General features: G+C 61.8%; 12 protein-coding genes. 7 read left to right on the forward strand and 5 right to left on the reverse strand.

Annotated elements, in window-relative coordinates; all coding sequences use genetic code 11:
• Window positions 1-13 precede the first annotated feature (13 nt).
• The gene (fsa, locus tag ASD73_RS01910) at window positions 14-667 is read right to left on the reverse strand and encodes a fructose-6-phosphate aldolase (protein ID WP_056369614.1); all 654 of its coding nucleotides are present in this window, start codon (window positions 665-667) and stop codon (window positions 14-16) included.
• Window positions 668-1129: 462 nt separating this feature from the next.
• Here fsa and ASD73_RS01915 point away from each other — a divergent pair, with 462 nt between their 5' ends.
• The 6 genes from ASD73_RS01915 to ASD73_RS01940 all read left to right on the forward strand — a co-directional run bounded on the left by ASD73_RS01915 (window position 1130) and on the right by ASD73_RS01940 (window position 8190).
• Window positions 1130-1900 (forward strand): DeoR/GlpR family DNA-binding transcription regulator, encoded by a 771-nt coding sequence (locus ASD73_RS01915; protein WP_056369612.1) that lies wholly within the window; start codon window positions 1130-1132, stop codon window positions 1898-1900.
• An 89-nt stretch (window positions 1901-1989) separates the two neighbouring features.
• A complete protein-coding gene (locus tag ASD73_RS01920) occupies window positions 1990-2784 on the forward strand; it encodes a triose-phosphate isomerase (RefSeq protein WP_056369611.1) in 795 nt (264 codons plus the stop codon).
• Between the two features lie 134 nt (window positions 2785-2918).
• Window positions 2919-4583 (forward strand): dihydroxyacetone kinase family protein, encoded by a 1665-nt coding sequence (locus ASD73_RS01925; RefSeq protein WP_268800154.1) that lies wholly within the window; start codon window positions 2919-2921, stop codon window positions 4581-4583.
• A gap of 2 nt (window positions 4584-4585) precedes the next feature.
• Window positions 4586-5050: an RpiB/LacA/LacB family sugar-phosphate isomerase gene (locus ASD73_RS01930; RefSeq protein WP_235534073.1), complete on the forward strand. Its 465-nt coding sequence runs from the start codon at window positions 4586-4588 to the stop codon at window positions 5048-5050.
• A gap of 92 nt (window positions 5051-5142) precedes the next feature.
• A complete protein-coding gene (locus ASD73_RS01935) occupies window positions 5143-7524 on the forward strand; it encodes a TonB-dependent receptor (protein WP_056369605.1) in 2382 nt (793 codons plus the stop codon).
• A 183-nt stretch (window positions 7525-7707) separates the two neighbouring features.
• Window positions 7708-8190, forward strand: a complete 483-nt coding sequence (locus ASD73_RS01940) for a VOC family protein (RefSeq protein WP_056369602.1) — start codon at window positions 7708-7710, stop codon at window positions 8188-8190.
• A 200-nt stretch (window positions 8191-8390) separates the two neighbouring features.
• On the opposite strand, the gene ASD73_RS01945 is transcribed toward ASD73_RS01940, so the two are convergent.
• The 4 genes from ASD73_RS01945 to ASD73_RS01960 all read right to left on the reverse strand — a co-directional run bounded on the left by ASD73_RS01945 (window position 8391) and on the right by ASD73_RS01960 (window position 14141).
• Window positions 8391-10817 carry a TonB-dependent receptor gene (locus ASD73_RS01945; protein ID WP_162256164.1) on the reverse strand — a complete coding sequence of 809 codons (2427 nt, stop codon included), beginning with the start codon at window positions 10815-10817 and terminating at the stop codon, window positions 8391-8393.
• 92 nt (window positions 10818-10909) lie between these two features.
• The gene (locus ASD73_RS01950; protein WP_056369598.1) at window positions 10910-11287 is read right to left on the reverse strand and encodes a VOC family protein; all 378 of its coding nucleotides are present in this window, start codon (window positions 11285-11287) and stop codon (window positions 10910-10912) included.
• Window positions 11288-11335: 48 nt separating this feature from the next.
• Window positions 11336-13660 (reverse strand): TonB-dependent receptor, encoded by a 2325-nt coding sequence (locus ASD73_RS01955; protein ID WP_056369596.1) that lies wholly within the window; start codon window positions 13658-13660, stop codon window positions 11336-11338.
• Window positions 13661-13679: 19 nt separating this feature from the next.
• Entirely contained in the window at window positions 13680-14141 is a 462-nt protein-coding gene (locus ASD73_RS01960) for a cupin domain-containing protein (protein WP_200934864.1), read from the reverse strand.
• A gap of 40 nt (window positions 14142-14181) precedes the next feature.
• On the opposite strand from ASD73_RS01960, the gene ASD73_RS01965 reads away from it, so the two are divergent.
• Window positions 14182-15075 carry a LysR family transcriptional regulator gene (locus ASD73_RS01965; RefSeq protein ID WP_056369594.1) on the forward strand — a complete coding sequence of 298 codons (894 nt, stop codon included), beginning with the start codon at window positions 14182-14184 and terminating at the stop codon, window positions 15073-15075.
• The last annotated feature ends 31 nt before the right edge of the window (window positions 15076-15106 follow it).

The raw sequence follows: 15106 nt of genomic DNA on the forward strand, positions 1-15106 counted from the left end.
CGGGCAGCACCGGTCAAATGATCGCCTGCCCCGTTTTTTCCCAGTCGCTGACAAATTGTGCGATGCCCTTTGCTGTCAGGACATGCTCGACCAGCGCGTGAATGACCGGCGCCGGGATTGTCGCGATGTCTGCCCCCGCGATGGCGACATCTTTCACATGGTTCACCGATCGAATGGAGGCGGCGAGTATCTGCGTCTCAAAGTCATAATTGTCGTAAATCGTCCGGATTTCGCGGATCAAATCGACGCCATCGAGGTTGATATCGTCGAGGCGGCCGACGAAGGGGGACACATAGGTCGCTCCTGCCTTTGCGGCGAGAAGGCCCTGCGTCGCCGAGAAGCAGAGCGTGACATTGGTCTTGATGCCCTTGTTGCTGAAATGTCGGCAGGCCTGCAGCCCGGCGAAGGTCATCGGAAGCTTCACCACGACATTCTCCGCGATCGCGGCCAGCCGCTCGCCTTCGCGGACCATGGCGTCGAAATCCAGCGACGCGACTTCGGCCGACACCGGCCCGGGAACGAGCGCGCAAATCTCGCCGATCACCTCGATAAAATCCCGGCCCGACTTGGCGATCAGCGTCGGGTTCGTAGTCACGCCATCGAGAAGGCCGAACCCGTGAAGGGTCCTGATTTCGTTCACGACGGCGGTATCGACAAAAAATTTCATGCGGGAGACTTTCCGTTGAGCCCTGCGGCCGCAAGGTGCCGACCCGGCGCGCCGCGGCCGCGTCGGCACGAGAATGTTAGAAATAACATCGCCTTGATATGCGATGGCGCGCACCTCGATTGCAGGACGTGCCTTGAGCCGGGGACGCCCCGGGCGCTGCGAAAGCCAATCGGAGACATCGAGCGCAAAAGATGGCGACGCGCTGATTCAGCGCAGATGTCGGGCGCGATCAGGGCGTGCTGAACGCTTGATCGACTCGCAACGGATGTCGTTATGCCATTCAGGTTGGCGCCAAATCTGCGCATGCGGCCTGCTCCCTTCCAGTGATTTCCTCACCTCTATTGCAGAAACGTAACAGCCATTTTTGAGACACGCAACACAGATTCTGGTTGATCATGTGATCTTTTGTGTTATTTTCACATGCGTGATGATCGCGGCATCGACCGACGACGGGGAGAGATTATGGCCAGAGATGACCGAAAGCAGCAGATTCTGGGGATGCTCGAAGACCGCGGAAGCGTCGAAGTCGAGGCACTCGCGCAGCAATTCTCGGTGTCGAAAATGACGATCCATCGCGACCTCGACGATCTGGAGAGCGAGGGCGTGCTCCGGAAGATCCGCGGCGGCGCGACGATCGAGGCGGGCATACAGTTCGAGAGCGACTTCCGGTTCCGGACGCGTCAGGACAGCGATGCCAAGGACGCCGTCGCGCGCGCCGCGATGGAATTGGTCGAACCCGGCATGACCGTGATGCTGGCCGATGGCACGACGACGGCGGCACTCGGGGCCATGCTGATCGAAAAGCGCCCGATTACAGCCATTACGAACAATGCTGCAATCATGGACAGCCTGCGCAGCGATGCAGGGATCAACCTGATCGCCCTCGGCGGACGCTATTCGGGAAAATATAACGGATATTTCGGCGTGCTTGCCGAGCAGAGCCTCGCCAGCCTGCGTAGTGACATCGCATTTATCACCGCGCCCGCGGTCTCGGGCAGCCAGGTCTTTCACATGGACGGCGATGTCGTGCGCACGAAACGCGCCATGCTGCGTGCCGCGGCGAAGTCATGCTTGCTGGTTCTCCACCGACAGTTCGATCGCGTCGCCTTGCACATGTTCGCCGACCTGTCCGAGTTCGACTGGATCATTGTCGACAGGCTTCCGGAATCGAACATCTGCGACGAACTGGCGGCGCGCGGCATCAAGCTGACTGTAGCGGGCGAGCCGCTCTAGGCCACGAGAGGACCGGTTCGGTCCGCCTTCAAAAAGGGAGGATCGGTCGGTGTCCTTTGTCGACCGACCTCCACTAACTAGGATATGAGATGAGCCTCTGGATCGGTACAAGCTGGAAAATGAACAAGGATCTTGCGCAGTCGCTGGACTTCGCGGACCGGCTTGCAACGTCCGGCGTGACCGTGGCGGCGCAAATCAAGCCATTTGTGATCCCGCCCTATACCGTGCTTCGCGACGTCGCGGCCCGCCTCGAGGGTTCCGGCGTCCACGTCGGTGCGCAGAATATGCATTGGGCCGACGCCGGGGCATGGACCGGCGAGATATCGGCTCCGATGCTCAATGATTGCGGCGTGACGCTCGTCGAGCTCGGCCATGCCGAACGACGTGCTCATTTCGGGGAGACCAACGAGACGGTTTCGCTCAAGGTCGCGGCCGCTGTCCGGCATGGGCTCACGCCGCTTGTCTGCGTCGGGGAAACCCTTTCCGAGCGCGAGGCGGGTGCGACGGAGACGGTGCTCGGCGAACAGATAGAGACGGCCCTGCAAGGCCTTCCGCCCGAACAATATGCCGCGCCGATCCTGCTCGTATATGAACCCGTCTGGGCGATCGGCGAAAAGGGCATGCCCGCCTCGGCCTCATGCGCCAACGAGGGCCTCGCCTTTATTTCCGCCACGGCAGAACGGATTGCCGGACGCGCACTGCCCTGCCTCTACGGCGGTTCAGTCGACGCGGCGAATTGCGAGGCGCTCATCGAACAACCCCATGTCGACGGGCTCTTCATTGGACGCTCTGCCTGGGAAGTCGAAGGCTTCATCGACATCTTGTCGCGCTGTGGCTCGGCAACCGCCTCCCCGGGCGAGCCACGGCTGTCGTGCACGTCATGAACGCCTCGAGAGTGGAGGACGGACGGCGCCGCACGAGCGGAACAAGGCCGAACAGCCCGCCGCGCTCGAGACTGAAAACAAGGTTGGGCGGTACGCATCAACCGATAGAATCGCTGGGAGTAGACATGTCCGGAATGCTTGTTGAATTGGATGATTTCGTGCCCGAGGCGCTCGCGGGCTTTTGCGATCTTCATCGCGACATTGTCCTCCAGGTGGCCGGCGGGGTCGTCCGTGCCCGTACGACGCGAAAAGACAAGGTCGCGCTCGTCGTCGGCGGCGGCTCCGGACATTATCCCGCTTTCGCGGGCTATGTGGGGGCTGGCCTTGCCGACGGCGCGGTCGTCGGCAACATCTTCGCTTCCCCGTCTTCGCGCCAGGTGCGCGACGTGGCGCGGGCCGCCGAAGGCGGCAAAGGCGTGCTCCTCTGTTTCGGCAACTACACGGGCGACGTGCTGAACTTCGAGCTTGCCGCCGAGCGGCTGCGTTCGGAGGGCGTGCCGGTACGGATCGTGAAGGTCACCGACGACGTCGCAAGCGCTCCGGAAGCGCAACGGTCGATCCGGCGCGGCGTCGCGGGCGATCTCGTCGTTTTCAAGATCGCCGGCGCCGCGGCCGAGCGCGGCCTGTCGCTCGACGTGGTCGCGGATCTGGCCGAGGCCGCCAATGATGCGACACGCTCATTCGGCATTGCCTTTCGCGGCTGCACCATGCCCGGCGCCAGCGAACCCCTGTTTTCCCTCCCGCCGGGCGACATGGGTGTCGGGATGGGCATCCACGGTGAGCCAGGGGTCCGCGAACAGCCGCTCTGCAGCGCGCAGACGCTTGCGGCGCTGCTGGCCGAGCCGCTGCTGGCCGAAATGCCGCCAGGTGCACCGCGTCCCGTCGTCGTGCTGAACGGCCTCGGTGCAACGAAGGGCGAGGAGCTTTTCTACCTCTGGCATCACATCCGCGCCTATTTGCGCTCGCAGGGCGTTGAACCGATCGCCGCCGAGGCCGGCGAATTCGTCACCAGCTTCGACATGGGTGGCTGCTCGCTCACAATGTCCTGGCTTCATGACGAACTGCTCGACCTTTGGCATTCCCCGGCGTTCGCGCCCGCGTTTCGCCGCGGCGCATTCGCTGACCTGGTCGAGGCCGGCACCGTCATGGTCCCCGCCCCGCCGCCGCCCGCCGGACGGGCTGCCGACGCGGCCGAGACGGCGCGGGTGCGCAAGCTGGTGTGCGCGCTGGAAGCGATCGCGGCCGCTCTCGGCGAGGCGGAACCGGAACTAAACCGCCTCGATGCGATCGCAGGAGACGGCGACCATGGCCGCAGCATGGCCGCGGGCGCACGCGCCGCGGGGCTAGCGGCGCGCAACGCGCACGCCAGCGAGGCCGATCTGGGCGCGGTGCTGATATCCGCGGCAGACGCCTGGTGCGATGCGTCGGGGGGCACCTCGGGCGCCCTTTGGGCGGCGGGCCTGCGAGCCGCCGCGAGCAGCCTTGAGCCGGGGCGCCCCCAGCCGCTTTCGGCGCTGCAGGATGCCGCGGACACAGTCATGCGGCTGGCGGGGGCGCGCGCAGGCGACAAGACGGTCGTCGATGCATTGCTGGCGGCGGTCGAAGCTGCGCAGGGCGGAACCCTGCGGGAAATTGCCGCGGCGGCCACGCGTGGTGCCGAGGCGACGGCCTCAATGGCCGCACGAGCGGGCCGCGCGCGGCCCCTTGCGGCGCGAAGTGTCGGTCATCCCGATGCTGGCGCAACCTCTTTTGCGATCTGTTTGCGGGTCGCAGCCCAAAGCTTGGAACATGGAGAATGACGGTGGTTCAGAATGACGGATTGCGGATCGCGGTCGGCAGCGACGAGGTTGGCCAGGGCTTCAAGGAAGCGTTCCTGAAGGAGCTGAGCGCCATGGACAATGTTCGCGAGGTGATCGACGTCGGTCCCGTCGATGCGGCGCAGCCCTATGCCGAGATCGCCCGGGGCGCCGCCGAGCTTGTCACCAGCGGGTGTGCGGACAGGGCGCTTCTCATTTGCGGGACGGGCCTCGGCATGGCGATCAGCGCCAACAAGGTCGCCGGAATCCGCGCCGTCACCGCGCACGACAGCTATTCGGTCGAACGGGCGATCCTCAGCAACAATGCCCAGATACTCTGCCTCGGCCAACGGGTCATCGGACTTGAACTCGCGCGCCGGCTCGTACGCGAATGGCTGACCTACCGCTTCGACAGCAATTCGCCGTCGGCGGCAAAGGTCGCCGCCATCGAAGCGCCTTCGAAAATTTGATCTAATATTTGAAATTTCAATGGAAAATTCGAGTGGGAGGAAAGACAATGACTGGAAATGCTTCAAATCGCAGAAACGCTCTGAAAACGTCGGTGGTCCTCGCGGTCCTCGCGCTTGCTTCGGCAAACGCGGCGCAGGCACAGGAGGCCCCCCCGTCCGAGACAGGAAAGGACGCGGCGTCGAATTCCGGCGAAATCGTCGTGACGGCGAACAAGCGCGGCGCGGAATCGATGCAGGATATCGCCGCGAGCGTCCAGGCCATCGGCGAGGAGACGATCAGTCGCGACGCCAAGGTCGGCTTCGACGATTACGCGCGCGACGCCTCGAACCTGACAGCGCTTAACAAGGGTCCGGGACAGACTCAGATCGCCTTTCGCGGCGTGGTTTCGGCACGTGTCAGCTTCGGGCAACCGCAGGCCCAGTCGACGACCGGCATGTATGTGGACGATGTGCCGATTACGGATGCCGCCTATACCCCCGACCTGGGGCTGGTCGACATCAATCGCGTCGAAATTCTGCGCGGTCCGCAGGGCACGCTCTATGGCTCCAGCGCCATGTCGGGCGCTATCCGGATCATGCCGAACTTGCCGAACCTGGATCGCTTCGAAGGAAGCGCCGGCGGCCTGGTCAGCAATACGCGGAACGGCGACTGGAACTATCAGGTGTATGGCGCCCTGAATGTGCCGATTGGCGACACGCTCGCCGTTCGAGGGGTCGCCTTTCGCAATTATCAGGGCGGCTATATCGACAATGTCTATAGCGGCGAGGATGATTATAATGATGCGGGCTCATATGGCGGCCGCTTCATGGCCACCTTCAAGCCGAGCGACAGCTTCTCGCTTACCGGCATGTTCATCTACAACAAGCTCAAAGCCCATGGTCGTCCCGACGAATATATCCCGGGCGACCCGGACATCGTCCAGACCGAATTTTTCAGCGGCGTGATCACGCCGATCATTGCGAACCAGGAATCGCCGCGCCAATTCGCGGTGACGAGGGACCTGCAGACGGTCAAACCCGTCAAGGAACTGTTCGAGGATGAGCTGAAGATCTACAGCCTCAAGGCCGAATATGATTTCGGGTCCTTCAACGCAACCGTCGTCGGCTCAAGACTGGACCGGACGCTGGCAACGATCCTCGACGACAACCAGCGCGTTCGCGGCATTTTCGGTCCCAACCATCTGGTAACCGGCGAGCCCGTTCTCGCAAGCCTGAGCAGCAACGTACGGGAAAAAAGGAACACCCTCGAGGCGCGACTTGCCTCGGGCGCGGGCTCGCGGATCAAATGGGTGGTCGGGGGCTATTATGAGGATTTCAGAAAAGACTTCGAGCTGAGCGCCCCCATTCGGGATCTCGACAGCATGCTGGCGGCGATCGGGGGCCTTCCCCCCGGCGAAAGCTCGTCTTCCTTCTATCAGACGCCCGTCGACAATGTGCTGTTCTACGGGCTGGACGACAGTCGCGGCAATCAGAAATCCGTTTTCGGAGAAATCACGCTCCCGATCCCGTTCATCGCGCAGGACAAGCTGTCGCTCACCCTGGGCGGCCGTTATTACAATTACGACCTGACGGCGAGCAAGGCGTCATCCGGGTTTGTCATCGGCCCGGTGCCGACGGGCTCGACCTTCACGATCAAGGAGGACGGGTTCAATCCGAAGGTAGCACTGGAATTCAAGGCGAATGAAGACTTCTTGCTCTATGGCTCGGTCTCCAAAGGCTTCCGAACCGGCGGGACGAACGAGGCCCTGCCCGGTCCGAGCACCAATATCGGTGCACAGTGCATTGCCGAACTCGCATCGTTGGGCCTCTCCGGTCAAACCGACACCTACGGCTCGGATTCGCTGACCAACTATGAGGTTGGCGCGAAGACCAGCTGGCTCGACCGCAAACTCAACGTCAACGCGGCGCTCTTCTACATCGACTGGAAGAATATCCAGACAAACGTCTTCCTGAAATGCGGCTTCAGCATCAAGGCGAACGAGACGAGCCAGATCAGCAAGGGGGCGGAGTTCGAAATCAACGCACGGGTCACCGACTCCCTGACGCTGAACTTGAACGCGTCCTACACAAATGCCGAACTGGCCAAGGATTCGCAGACGCTGGCCGCGCGCAAGGGCGATCGCGCTCCCTACGTCCCGGAATGGAATATCGGCGGAGGATTCCAATATAGGCGCCCGGCCGAATTCGTCGGGCCGAACGCCGAGTTCTACGTCAACGGAGATGTTTCCTATCTCAGCGAGGCCTTTTCGGAATATTCGGTAAGCCCGAGCGTGCGCCGTCTCAAAGTTCCCTCGTCTGTCATCGGAAACCTGGCAGTCGGGATCGATACAGGCCGTGTCAGCGTCGGCCTGTTCGCCAAAAATCTTTGGGATGAGCGGATTGTCACCTCGATCGATACGGATCGAAATCAGCCCGCGACATACACCCGCGCCCGCCCGAGGACTGTCGGCGTCAATCTTTCCGTGGATTTCTAGGGTCAGGAAACCTTGGGCGGGCGAGCCTTCTCGCCCGCCCTGCCCTGCTCCCGATAAGCAAAGGTGCCGAGCGAGACCCCGCGAGGTCCGAGACCGAAGCGCAGCCGGGGCGTTTCTCGTCCCATGTCCAACGATGCCGCAGGGACTATTTCTTGCCAGTCACGTAGCCACACGGAAAGTATCATGAACAAAGCAGTTTCAATGTTCGGCCCGCCTCATCAACTTGGCTACGTCGTTCCCGACATGGAATCGGCGATAAAAATGTTTGAAACGATCTATGCCTTTGACGAGACGCGGCGGTTCGACTTCAACGCGCCGGAGGTATATGTTCACGGAAAATTATTCCCGATGCACCTTGATATATTCCATGGGGTGCAGGGGGATCTTGAATATGAACTGATCCAGCCGTTGAGCGACGGCCCTCACAAATGGTTTCTCGATCAGGTCGGAGGCGGCTTTCATCACATCGGCTACAATGTCGATGCGTACGAGCCATGCGCAGAATTGCTGACGCAAGCCGGCATGAGCATATTAATGACGGCCGACATGGATGTCTTCGTGCCCGGCGGGATGAAACCGGATCACCATGTACGAGGCGCATATTTCGAACAACCTGGACTAGGCAACATGCTGATCGAAGTCGTGGAGCGGGTCAGCTATGGCTGAATTGTGCTGCGGCAGGGCGCGCGGTCTGCGACACGGTGAAATCCTGCAACATCAGAAAGCTTGGCAAGTCCGGTCGTGCGCTCGCCGGAAACGCGACCGCGCCATGAGGGTCAGACGACAGCGCGGCAGCGATGGACCACGGTTCGGAATGAGAGAGGTGACGTGCGGCGGCGCTAGGTCCGCCGCACGTCCGGCTTACGTCAGAAGCGGGCCTTGAGACGCAGATACCATTCGCGCGGGCGCGCATAGGATGCCTGCGACTGGCCGGTGAAGGCAAAGTCGGTATAGCCGCTCAAAATATAGGCTTTGTCGGTCAGGTTCGTGACCCCGGCGGTGACCGAAAGCCCCTCCCCCATTTTAGCCGTGAGGCTTGTGTTGATCAGGTGGAATCCAGGCTGCGATGTGAAGGGCGTGTTGATGGCGTCCTTGTACACCCGGCTCTTGTAGGACCAGTCGCCATTCCACACCAGCTTCCCGCTGCTCCAGCTGAACAGGTCGACCGTCGCCGCCGCATTGAACGACCATTTCGGCGTTTCGACGAGCCTGTTGTCGACCGTCAGCGGCGCGGCGCGCGGATCGACCTCCAGATAGCGGGCGTCGATGTAGCTCCCGCCGGCCTGAAGCATGATCCAGTCAGCAAAAGCGGCCTCCATCTCCACTTCGACCCCGCGGATGCGGGCACGGCCGGCGTTGCGAACCTTTGGTGCAAAGCCATCGTTCACGACGATCTGGAGCTCCTTGTAATCGGTCCAGAAGAAGGCTGTGTTGAGGCGCAGACGACGATCGAACAGCATGGACTTCAGGCCGACCTCATAGAGTTCCGCGATCTCGGGCTTAAAGCTCGGGATTTCCGCTTCGGGCGGAAAGACGCGCGAGGTAAACCCCCCGCCCTTGAAGCCTTTCGAATAGTTCAGATAGGCAAAGACATCGTCCGAAGCCTTGTAGTTGATCGACGCCGAGGGCGTCATCTCCTGATAGGATACGCGCCCCGTCGTTTGCGGGAGGATTCGGTCACCCGCCCGGATCGGCTGGGGATTGGTCGGGGTCGATGTCAGCGGGTTGGTCAGATAAAAGGGAAAGGGCGATCCCGGCGGCAGCGGCGCCTGCGCCGCGGGATGAACCGCAATCACATATTGATCGGGGGTAAAGCGCTTCACCTCGTCGGTGTAGCGCAGACCTCCCGTCACACTCAGCCGGTCGGTCAGCTCATAGGTCATCTGCGAGAAAAAGGCATAGCTGTTGTTCCGGACTCGGCCACCCGACTGGAACAACACGGGCGGCGTGTTCAGATAGGCAAGGTCGGTCCCGCTTTCCTTGAAATAGAATGCGCCGATCAGATATTTGAGCCGGGAGCCGAGCAAGGCGCCCGACGCCTGGAGCTCCTGGCTGAACTGCTTGTGTGAATAATCGAAATTGTCGGTTCGGGTAATCGCGAGCGGCGTGTTGTCGGTATCGTGGTAGAAAGCGGCATCGAGCGATCGATAAGCGGTGATCGACTTGAGGCCGAAGGCATCGCCGCCGTCATAGTCCAGCGTCAGCGATGTGCCCCAGACGTCGGTCGCGGAGCGGTTCAGGGTCCGTGCCGGGATGTCGATCGTCTGGCCGGGCTGGCGCCAGCGCGCGTAGGTGTCGCCGCTATCTTCCCAGGCGACGTAGGGATTGCCCGTGATCCACTGTGCACTGAAGCAATTGGGGTTCGTCGAAAGTGCATCGGACTGCGGCCCGGCGGGTCCGAAGGCCCCGCAAACCGGCGCGTTCAGGAACACATTGTGGAAGATACCGAAGACGGAGTCGGGGTTCACTGCGCGCAGCGACCAGGGCGAGGACTGTTCGCGCGAGCGCGTGCCGTCGACCGCGATGGTGGCGAGCAAATTGTCCGCGAGGTCGATTTCGGCGGTCAGCCGGCCGGAATAGGAATTCTTGTTCCCACGCCGCGACCCGTCGGTCAGGATTTCCACATAACCGTCGCGCGTCTGCATGCTGCCGGCCATCCGGAACCGCACCGCTTCGGCGACAGGGATATTGATCATTCCGCGCATATCGAAACGATCGTAGCTGCCCGTGGTAAGCTCGATCGCCCCTTCGAGATCGGCACCGGGACGCTTGCTCGTAATCGAGATCGCGCCGCCGATCGTATTCTTGCCGAACAATGTCCCCTGCGGACCGCGCAACACTTCGAGGCGTTCGATGTCCGCGGTATCCAGAACCGCGCCGACCGAGCGACTGATATAGACTCCGTCCAGATAGGTTCCGACGCCGGGGTCGATGGTCAGTTGAAAATCGGTCTGTCCGATGCCCCGGATGAAGACGACCGCGGAATTGCTGGCTCCCGCGATGGGCGCGCCGGTGTTGAAGACGAGGCTGGGCACGAATTTCGCCGCGCCCGCGATGTCGTTGATGCCGCGCTCGTCGAGCGTTTCGCCGGTGACCGCACTGACCGCGACGGGCGTTTCCTGGAGATTTTCGGAGCGCTTGCGCGCCGTTACGACGATCTCTTCAAGACCGCCGTCGCTCGCCTCCTCCGCCCTGTCCTGCGCGAACGACGGCACGGCCGGCAAGGCGAGTGCACCAATAATGGCCGATGCGGCCCCGCAGCGCCGGGCCAGGCCCCGCTTCCGATCTTGCATGCTCATGCTCATGAAATTTCCTCCCCATTTTTCGATTTGCGCCGCCGGCCCTGGCGGCTGTGGTCCCGTGCTGCACCGTTGCAGGCGGTCGGTCACAACCGGCAGGACGCACACAGCTTGTTGCCCGCAGGATCGCGCAGATAGGCGAGATAGATCTTGCCGACGGCATTCTCCCGCCATCCCGGCGGGTCCTCGCAGGCTGTTCCGCCCGCCGCGACGCCGGCACGGTGCCAAGCGTCGGCGTCTTCGGTCGATTGCACGGCAAAACCGATCGTTCCGCCATTTGCCGGCGTCGCGGGCTGCCCGTCGAGCGGCGCCGTCACGGCGAAGATGCCCGACTTGCCGAAATACAAAAGTCGTCCCTTCGGATCGGTAACAGCGGATGCAATTCCGAGCGCACCAAAGATGGCGTCGTAAAAGCGGCGCGAAGCTTCGATCTCATTCGCCCCGAGCATCACGTGACTGAACATCGGTCGGTCCTTCATTGTTGCGGCAAGGTTCGGCCCCGTGCCGATCGATCAACGGAAGCGGACGCTCGCGGTCACACCGTAGGTGCGCGGCGTGCCGGCGGCGCGAAACGCCGCATCGGGACCCGGAGCCGGTACGTTGGTCCAATAGTAGGTGTCGCCCAGGTTTCGGACGAAGCCGGTAACCCGCCAGTTGTCATCCGTGCCGCGAAACCCGGCACGCAAATCGACGAGCGTGTAAGACTTGAGATCGAACAGAGGCTCCTGTCCCAGCGCAGCGTTGGTCTTGCCTTGATGGGACGCATTGGCTCCGATGAACATCACCGCGTCGTCGCTTACAGGATATTCATATTGGACATCGCCGGTGACCTGCCACTTGGGCATGAGCGGGAACGGTTCGCCGCTCAGCAGCTTCTGGTTGCCGAGCGGCGTGAAGTTGGTGAAGCTGCCGAGAATCTTGGAATTGATGTAAGTCGCACCGCCGTTAAGCGCGAGGCCTTCGACGGGCTCCCAGATCATCTGCAATTCGGCGCCGTAGACGCGCGATTCCGGAATATTCAGAATGCGGTTGAGCGGCCCCAGGAACGCGTCGACGATGCGGCCACGAACCTGCTTGTCCTTATAGTCATAGTAGAAGGCTGCGCCGTTGAGCTGCAGGGTCCGGTCGAGCAAGCCTAGCTTGAACCCCGCCTCATAGGCGGTGACGGCTTCCTGCTTCGCCGGCGACAGCGACAGATCGAAGGTTGCGCCGGTGGAAATGAAGAAGCCGCTCTTATACCCTCTGCTGACGGTGGCGTAGAGCAGCTTGCTGGGGTCGATCTGCCAGTTGATTCCGGTCTTCCAGGACAGGCTGCCCTCATTGAGCTCATCCTCGACGACTTGCGGTTTCAGCGTCACCGAATTGAGCGTAACGCAACCTCCCGGCGCAATCGTCGTGGGGGTTCCGCTAAGCCGCGTCGAGAGGCCGGCGATGACCGCAGCCAGTTCGCCCGCGCCAGAGTCGTAAAGGCAGCCGGCGTATGAGCGGTCCTGCCAGCTGTAACGCGCGGCAGCCGTCAAGGTAAGCGTCGGCGCGATTTCGAAATCGACGCTGGCGAAGCCCGAATAGGTGTCCGCCTTGTTCCGTCCCATCGCGTTCGCGCTGCGGAACGGGAAGCTGGAAATAGCCGTGAAGGGCATGAAGATATCATCGACGACGTCATGCTGATAATTGGCACCCAGCAGCCATCGGGCCATCGTGCCAAATTCGCCTGCCAAGCGGAGTTCCTGCGAAATGGCCTCAATATCGCCAGCATTGCGGGCGGCAAAGGTCTGGATCGGCGTGCCGTCGGCATCGACAAAGGCATCGCGCCTATAGCGGGAATAGGCACTGATACTCGTCAGTGTCAGCATCTCGCTCAGCTCGAAATCGCCGCGAAGGCTCGCCTGCCAGAAGTCGTCATCGACCGAAAAGTCGGTTCCAGGATCCCAGTCTGCGAGGCGCGCATTTCCGGTAGGAACGAGTTGGACGCGCAAGGCGGCGGGTGCGCGGGGATTGATGGCACCGACGAACTGACCAGCGAGGGCATCTGACTGGTTCGTCCATCCATTGATATTTAAAAGAAGCGTCGCGCGATCGGCAGGCGTCCATTCGAGGAGCAGCCGCCCGACAGCCTTGTCGGTCTTGCCGAGGCGGTCGTTCGGGCGCGTCGCACTGCGTTGCCACGGATCGCCATATTCCTTGCGGCCCGCGATGCGGATGCGCAACGTCTCGGAGAGAGGACCGCTGACGAAACCGCCGGCCGTCACGGCGTTGAACCGCCCGTAGCCGAGCTCGAAACCGCCCTCGCGCGTAGCGGTCGGCTTGGCAGCGATATAATTGATTGCGCCGCCGGTCGAGTTCTGCCCGAAAAGCGTGCCCTGCGGCCCCTTCAGAACCTCAACGCGCTCCATGTCGAGGCTCGCGCCTTCGGTCATGTTCGAATAAGGGAGCGGCACCTCATCGACATAGACCGAAACGGTGGGGCTGCCAGCGAGGGTAGGCTCGTTGTTCCCGATGCCTCGCAATGTGTAAACGGGCGTGCCGTAATTGCCTTTGGCGAAGCTGAAGCCCGGGACGATCTTTACCAGATCCGCGACATCGGCGATGCCGAGGCGCGTGAGCGTGTCGCCGGTAAAGGCCGAGATCGACATACCGACCCGGTTGACCGATTCTTCGCGCTTCTGCGCGGTGACAACGATCTCACCGACGCTCGCCGATGACGTTTCGCCGCTGGGCGCCCCCGCGGCACTCTCGCGAGCAGCGTCGGCGGTTTGCCCGACAGCTGGCCCTGCAATGCAGATGGCGTAGGCCAGCGTCGATGCGACGCAGAGTTTCCGGTTACGATTCCTCGTCATTGCAGCCCCTTTTCTTGAGTTATTCGTCCTTGAGCCAGCCCGGGCGGTCTTCGCCCTGGGTGACCAGCAGGATCGAGTCCTCGACAGCGGTCTCGATGTGGAAATATCCGGGATCGAGAAAATAGACCGAGCCCGCTTCCGCGACGAATTCCGTCGTCACATCCTGGTTCACTTTGACGCAGCCGCTCAAAATGGCGACCTGCACCCATTTCTTGTGTTTATGGTTCGCGATCACATCGCCCTTCTTCATTTTGAAGAAAGCCGATCTCACCCCGTGGTCGCCCTGAAAGATCGGGCTGCGCGCCAGCGATGTGCCGTAGATGCTCGCCTCGCTATATTCGCAGGCATCGGGACGGCAGTGAATGACCCCGCCACCCATGTCCGTTTTTTTGCCGACTTCTTCGAATGCCATGGTGGGTGGAGCTCCGGTTTGAATGAGTTCCGTCCGACTATCGTTCGCATTGACCTGAATCCAATGCATAGCTAATATAGCTATTATGCACGGCGTAAATTTACGATCGGTGGATCTGAACCTGCTCCTGGTCCTCCACGCCCTGCTTACCGAGCGTCACATCACCCGCGCCGCAAGCCGGCTGAATATGAGCCAGCCCGCCGTAAGCCACGCGCTTGGCCGGCTGCGCGCCCTGTTCAACGACCGGATCCTCATCCGCTGCGGACAGGAGATGCGTCCGACCTCGCGCGCCGAAGAGATAGCCGGCGACCTCGAGGTCATTCTCACCGATATTTCGCATATCCTCGAACGGCCCAACTTCGATCCCTCGGAAGCCGAAGGGAAGATCACCATTTGTGCGACCGAGGGAGCAATCACCGTCTTTGCCGACGCCCTTGTCGAGGCAAAGGCGATCGCCAGATCGGTCGTCTTCGAGCTGAGTAGCGAACAATATGACATCGAGAGACGGTTGAAATCGGGCGATGTCGACATTTATGTCGATACCCAGCCGATGCTGACATCGAGCGAGTTTCACTCGATCGAACTGTTCCGCAATGATTTGATCTGCGTGATGCGGAACGGGAACGGCGAGAGCGATCGCATAAGCCGCGCCGACTATGCGAGCCGCGACCATATCATGATCGCGGGCGGTACCAACGACCGGCTGACCCATTTCCTTCGCGAAATCGGGATCATGCGAAACACGACCGTGATCACGCCGGGATATTTTTCGGCGGCCAATATCGCCAGCAAATCGGACCTTCTGCTCACGCTACCGGCGGCGCTCGCCGCCCATGTCTGCGAAATATTCCCGCTCCAGCAGCGCCGGTTCGCCTTCGACCTGCCCGAGGTGGCGCTGACCATGTCGTGGCACAGCCGCCGCGACAGCAATCCGCTTCACAGATGGGCGCGGGACATCATCGTGGCAGGGGCCAGAACCGCGCCGACGGTTTCTGCTGCCTAGATCCAGAGCGCGCGCGCAGCCGGAGGGTAGC

It is taken from the genome of Sphingopyxis sp. Root154 (assembly GCF_001427105.1).
Taxonomy (GTDB): Bacteria; Pseudomonadota; Alphaproteobacteria; order Sphingomonadales; family Sphingomonadaceae; genus Sphingopyxis.

Coding starts and splice junctions, on each gene's coding strand:
- fsa (WP_056369614.1), bottom strand. CDS start 667: ATGAAATTTTTTGTCGATACCGCCGTCGTGAACGAAATCAGGACCCTT.
- ASD73_RS01915 (WP_056369612.1), top strand. CDS start 1,130: ATGGCCAGAGATGACCGAAAGCAGCAGATTCTGGGGATGCTCGAAGAC.
- ASD73_RS01920 (WP_056369611.1), top strand. CDS start 1,990: ATGAGCCTCTGGATCGGTACAAGCTGGAAAATGAACAAGGATCTTGCG.
- ASD73_RS01925 (WP_268800154.1), top strand. CDS start 2,919: ATGCTTGTTGAATTGGATGATTTCGTGCCCGAGGCGCTCGCGGGCTTT.
- ASD73_RS01940 (WP_056369602.1), top strand. CDS start 7,708: ATGAACAAAGCAGTTTCAATGTTCGGCCCGCCTCATCAACTTGGCTAC.
- ASD73_RS01945 (WP_162256164.1), bottom strand. CDS start 10,817: ATGCAAGATCGGAAGCGGGGCCTGGCCCGGCGCTGCGGGGCCGCATCG.
- ASD73_RS01950 (WP_056369598.1), bottom strand. CDS start 11,287: ATGTTCAGTCACGTGATGCTCGGGGCGAATGAGATCGAAGCTTCGCGC.
- ASD73_RS01955 (WP_056369596.1), bottom strand. CDS start 13,660: ATGACGAGGAATCGTAACCGGAAACTCTGCGTCGCATCGACGCTGGCC.
- ASD73_RS01960 (WP_200934864.1), bottom strand. CDS start 14,141: ATGCATTGGATTCAGGTCAATGCGAACGATAGTCGGACGGAACTCATT.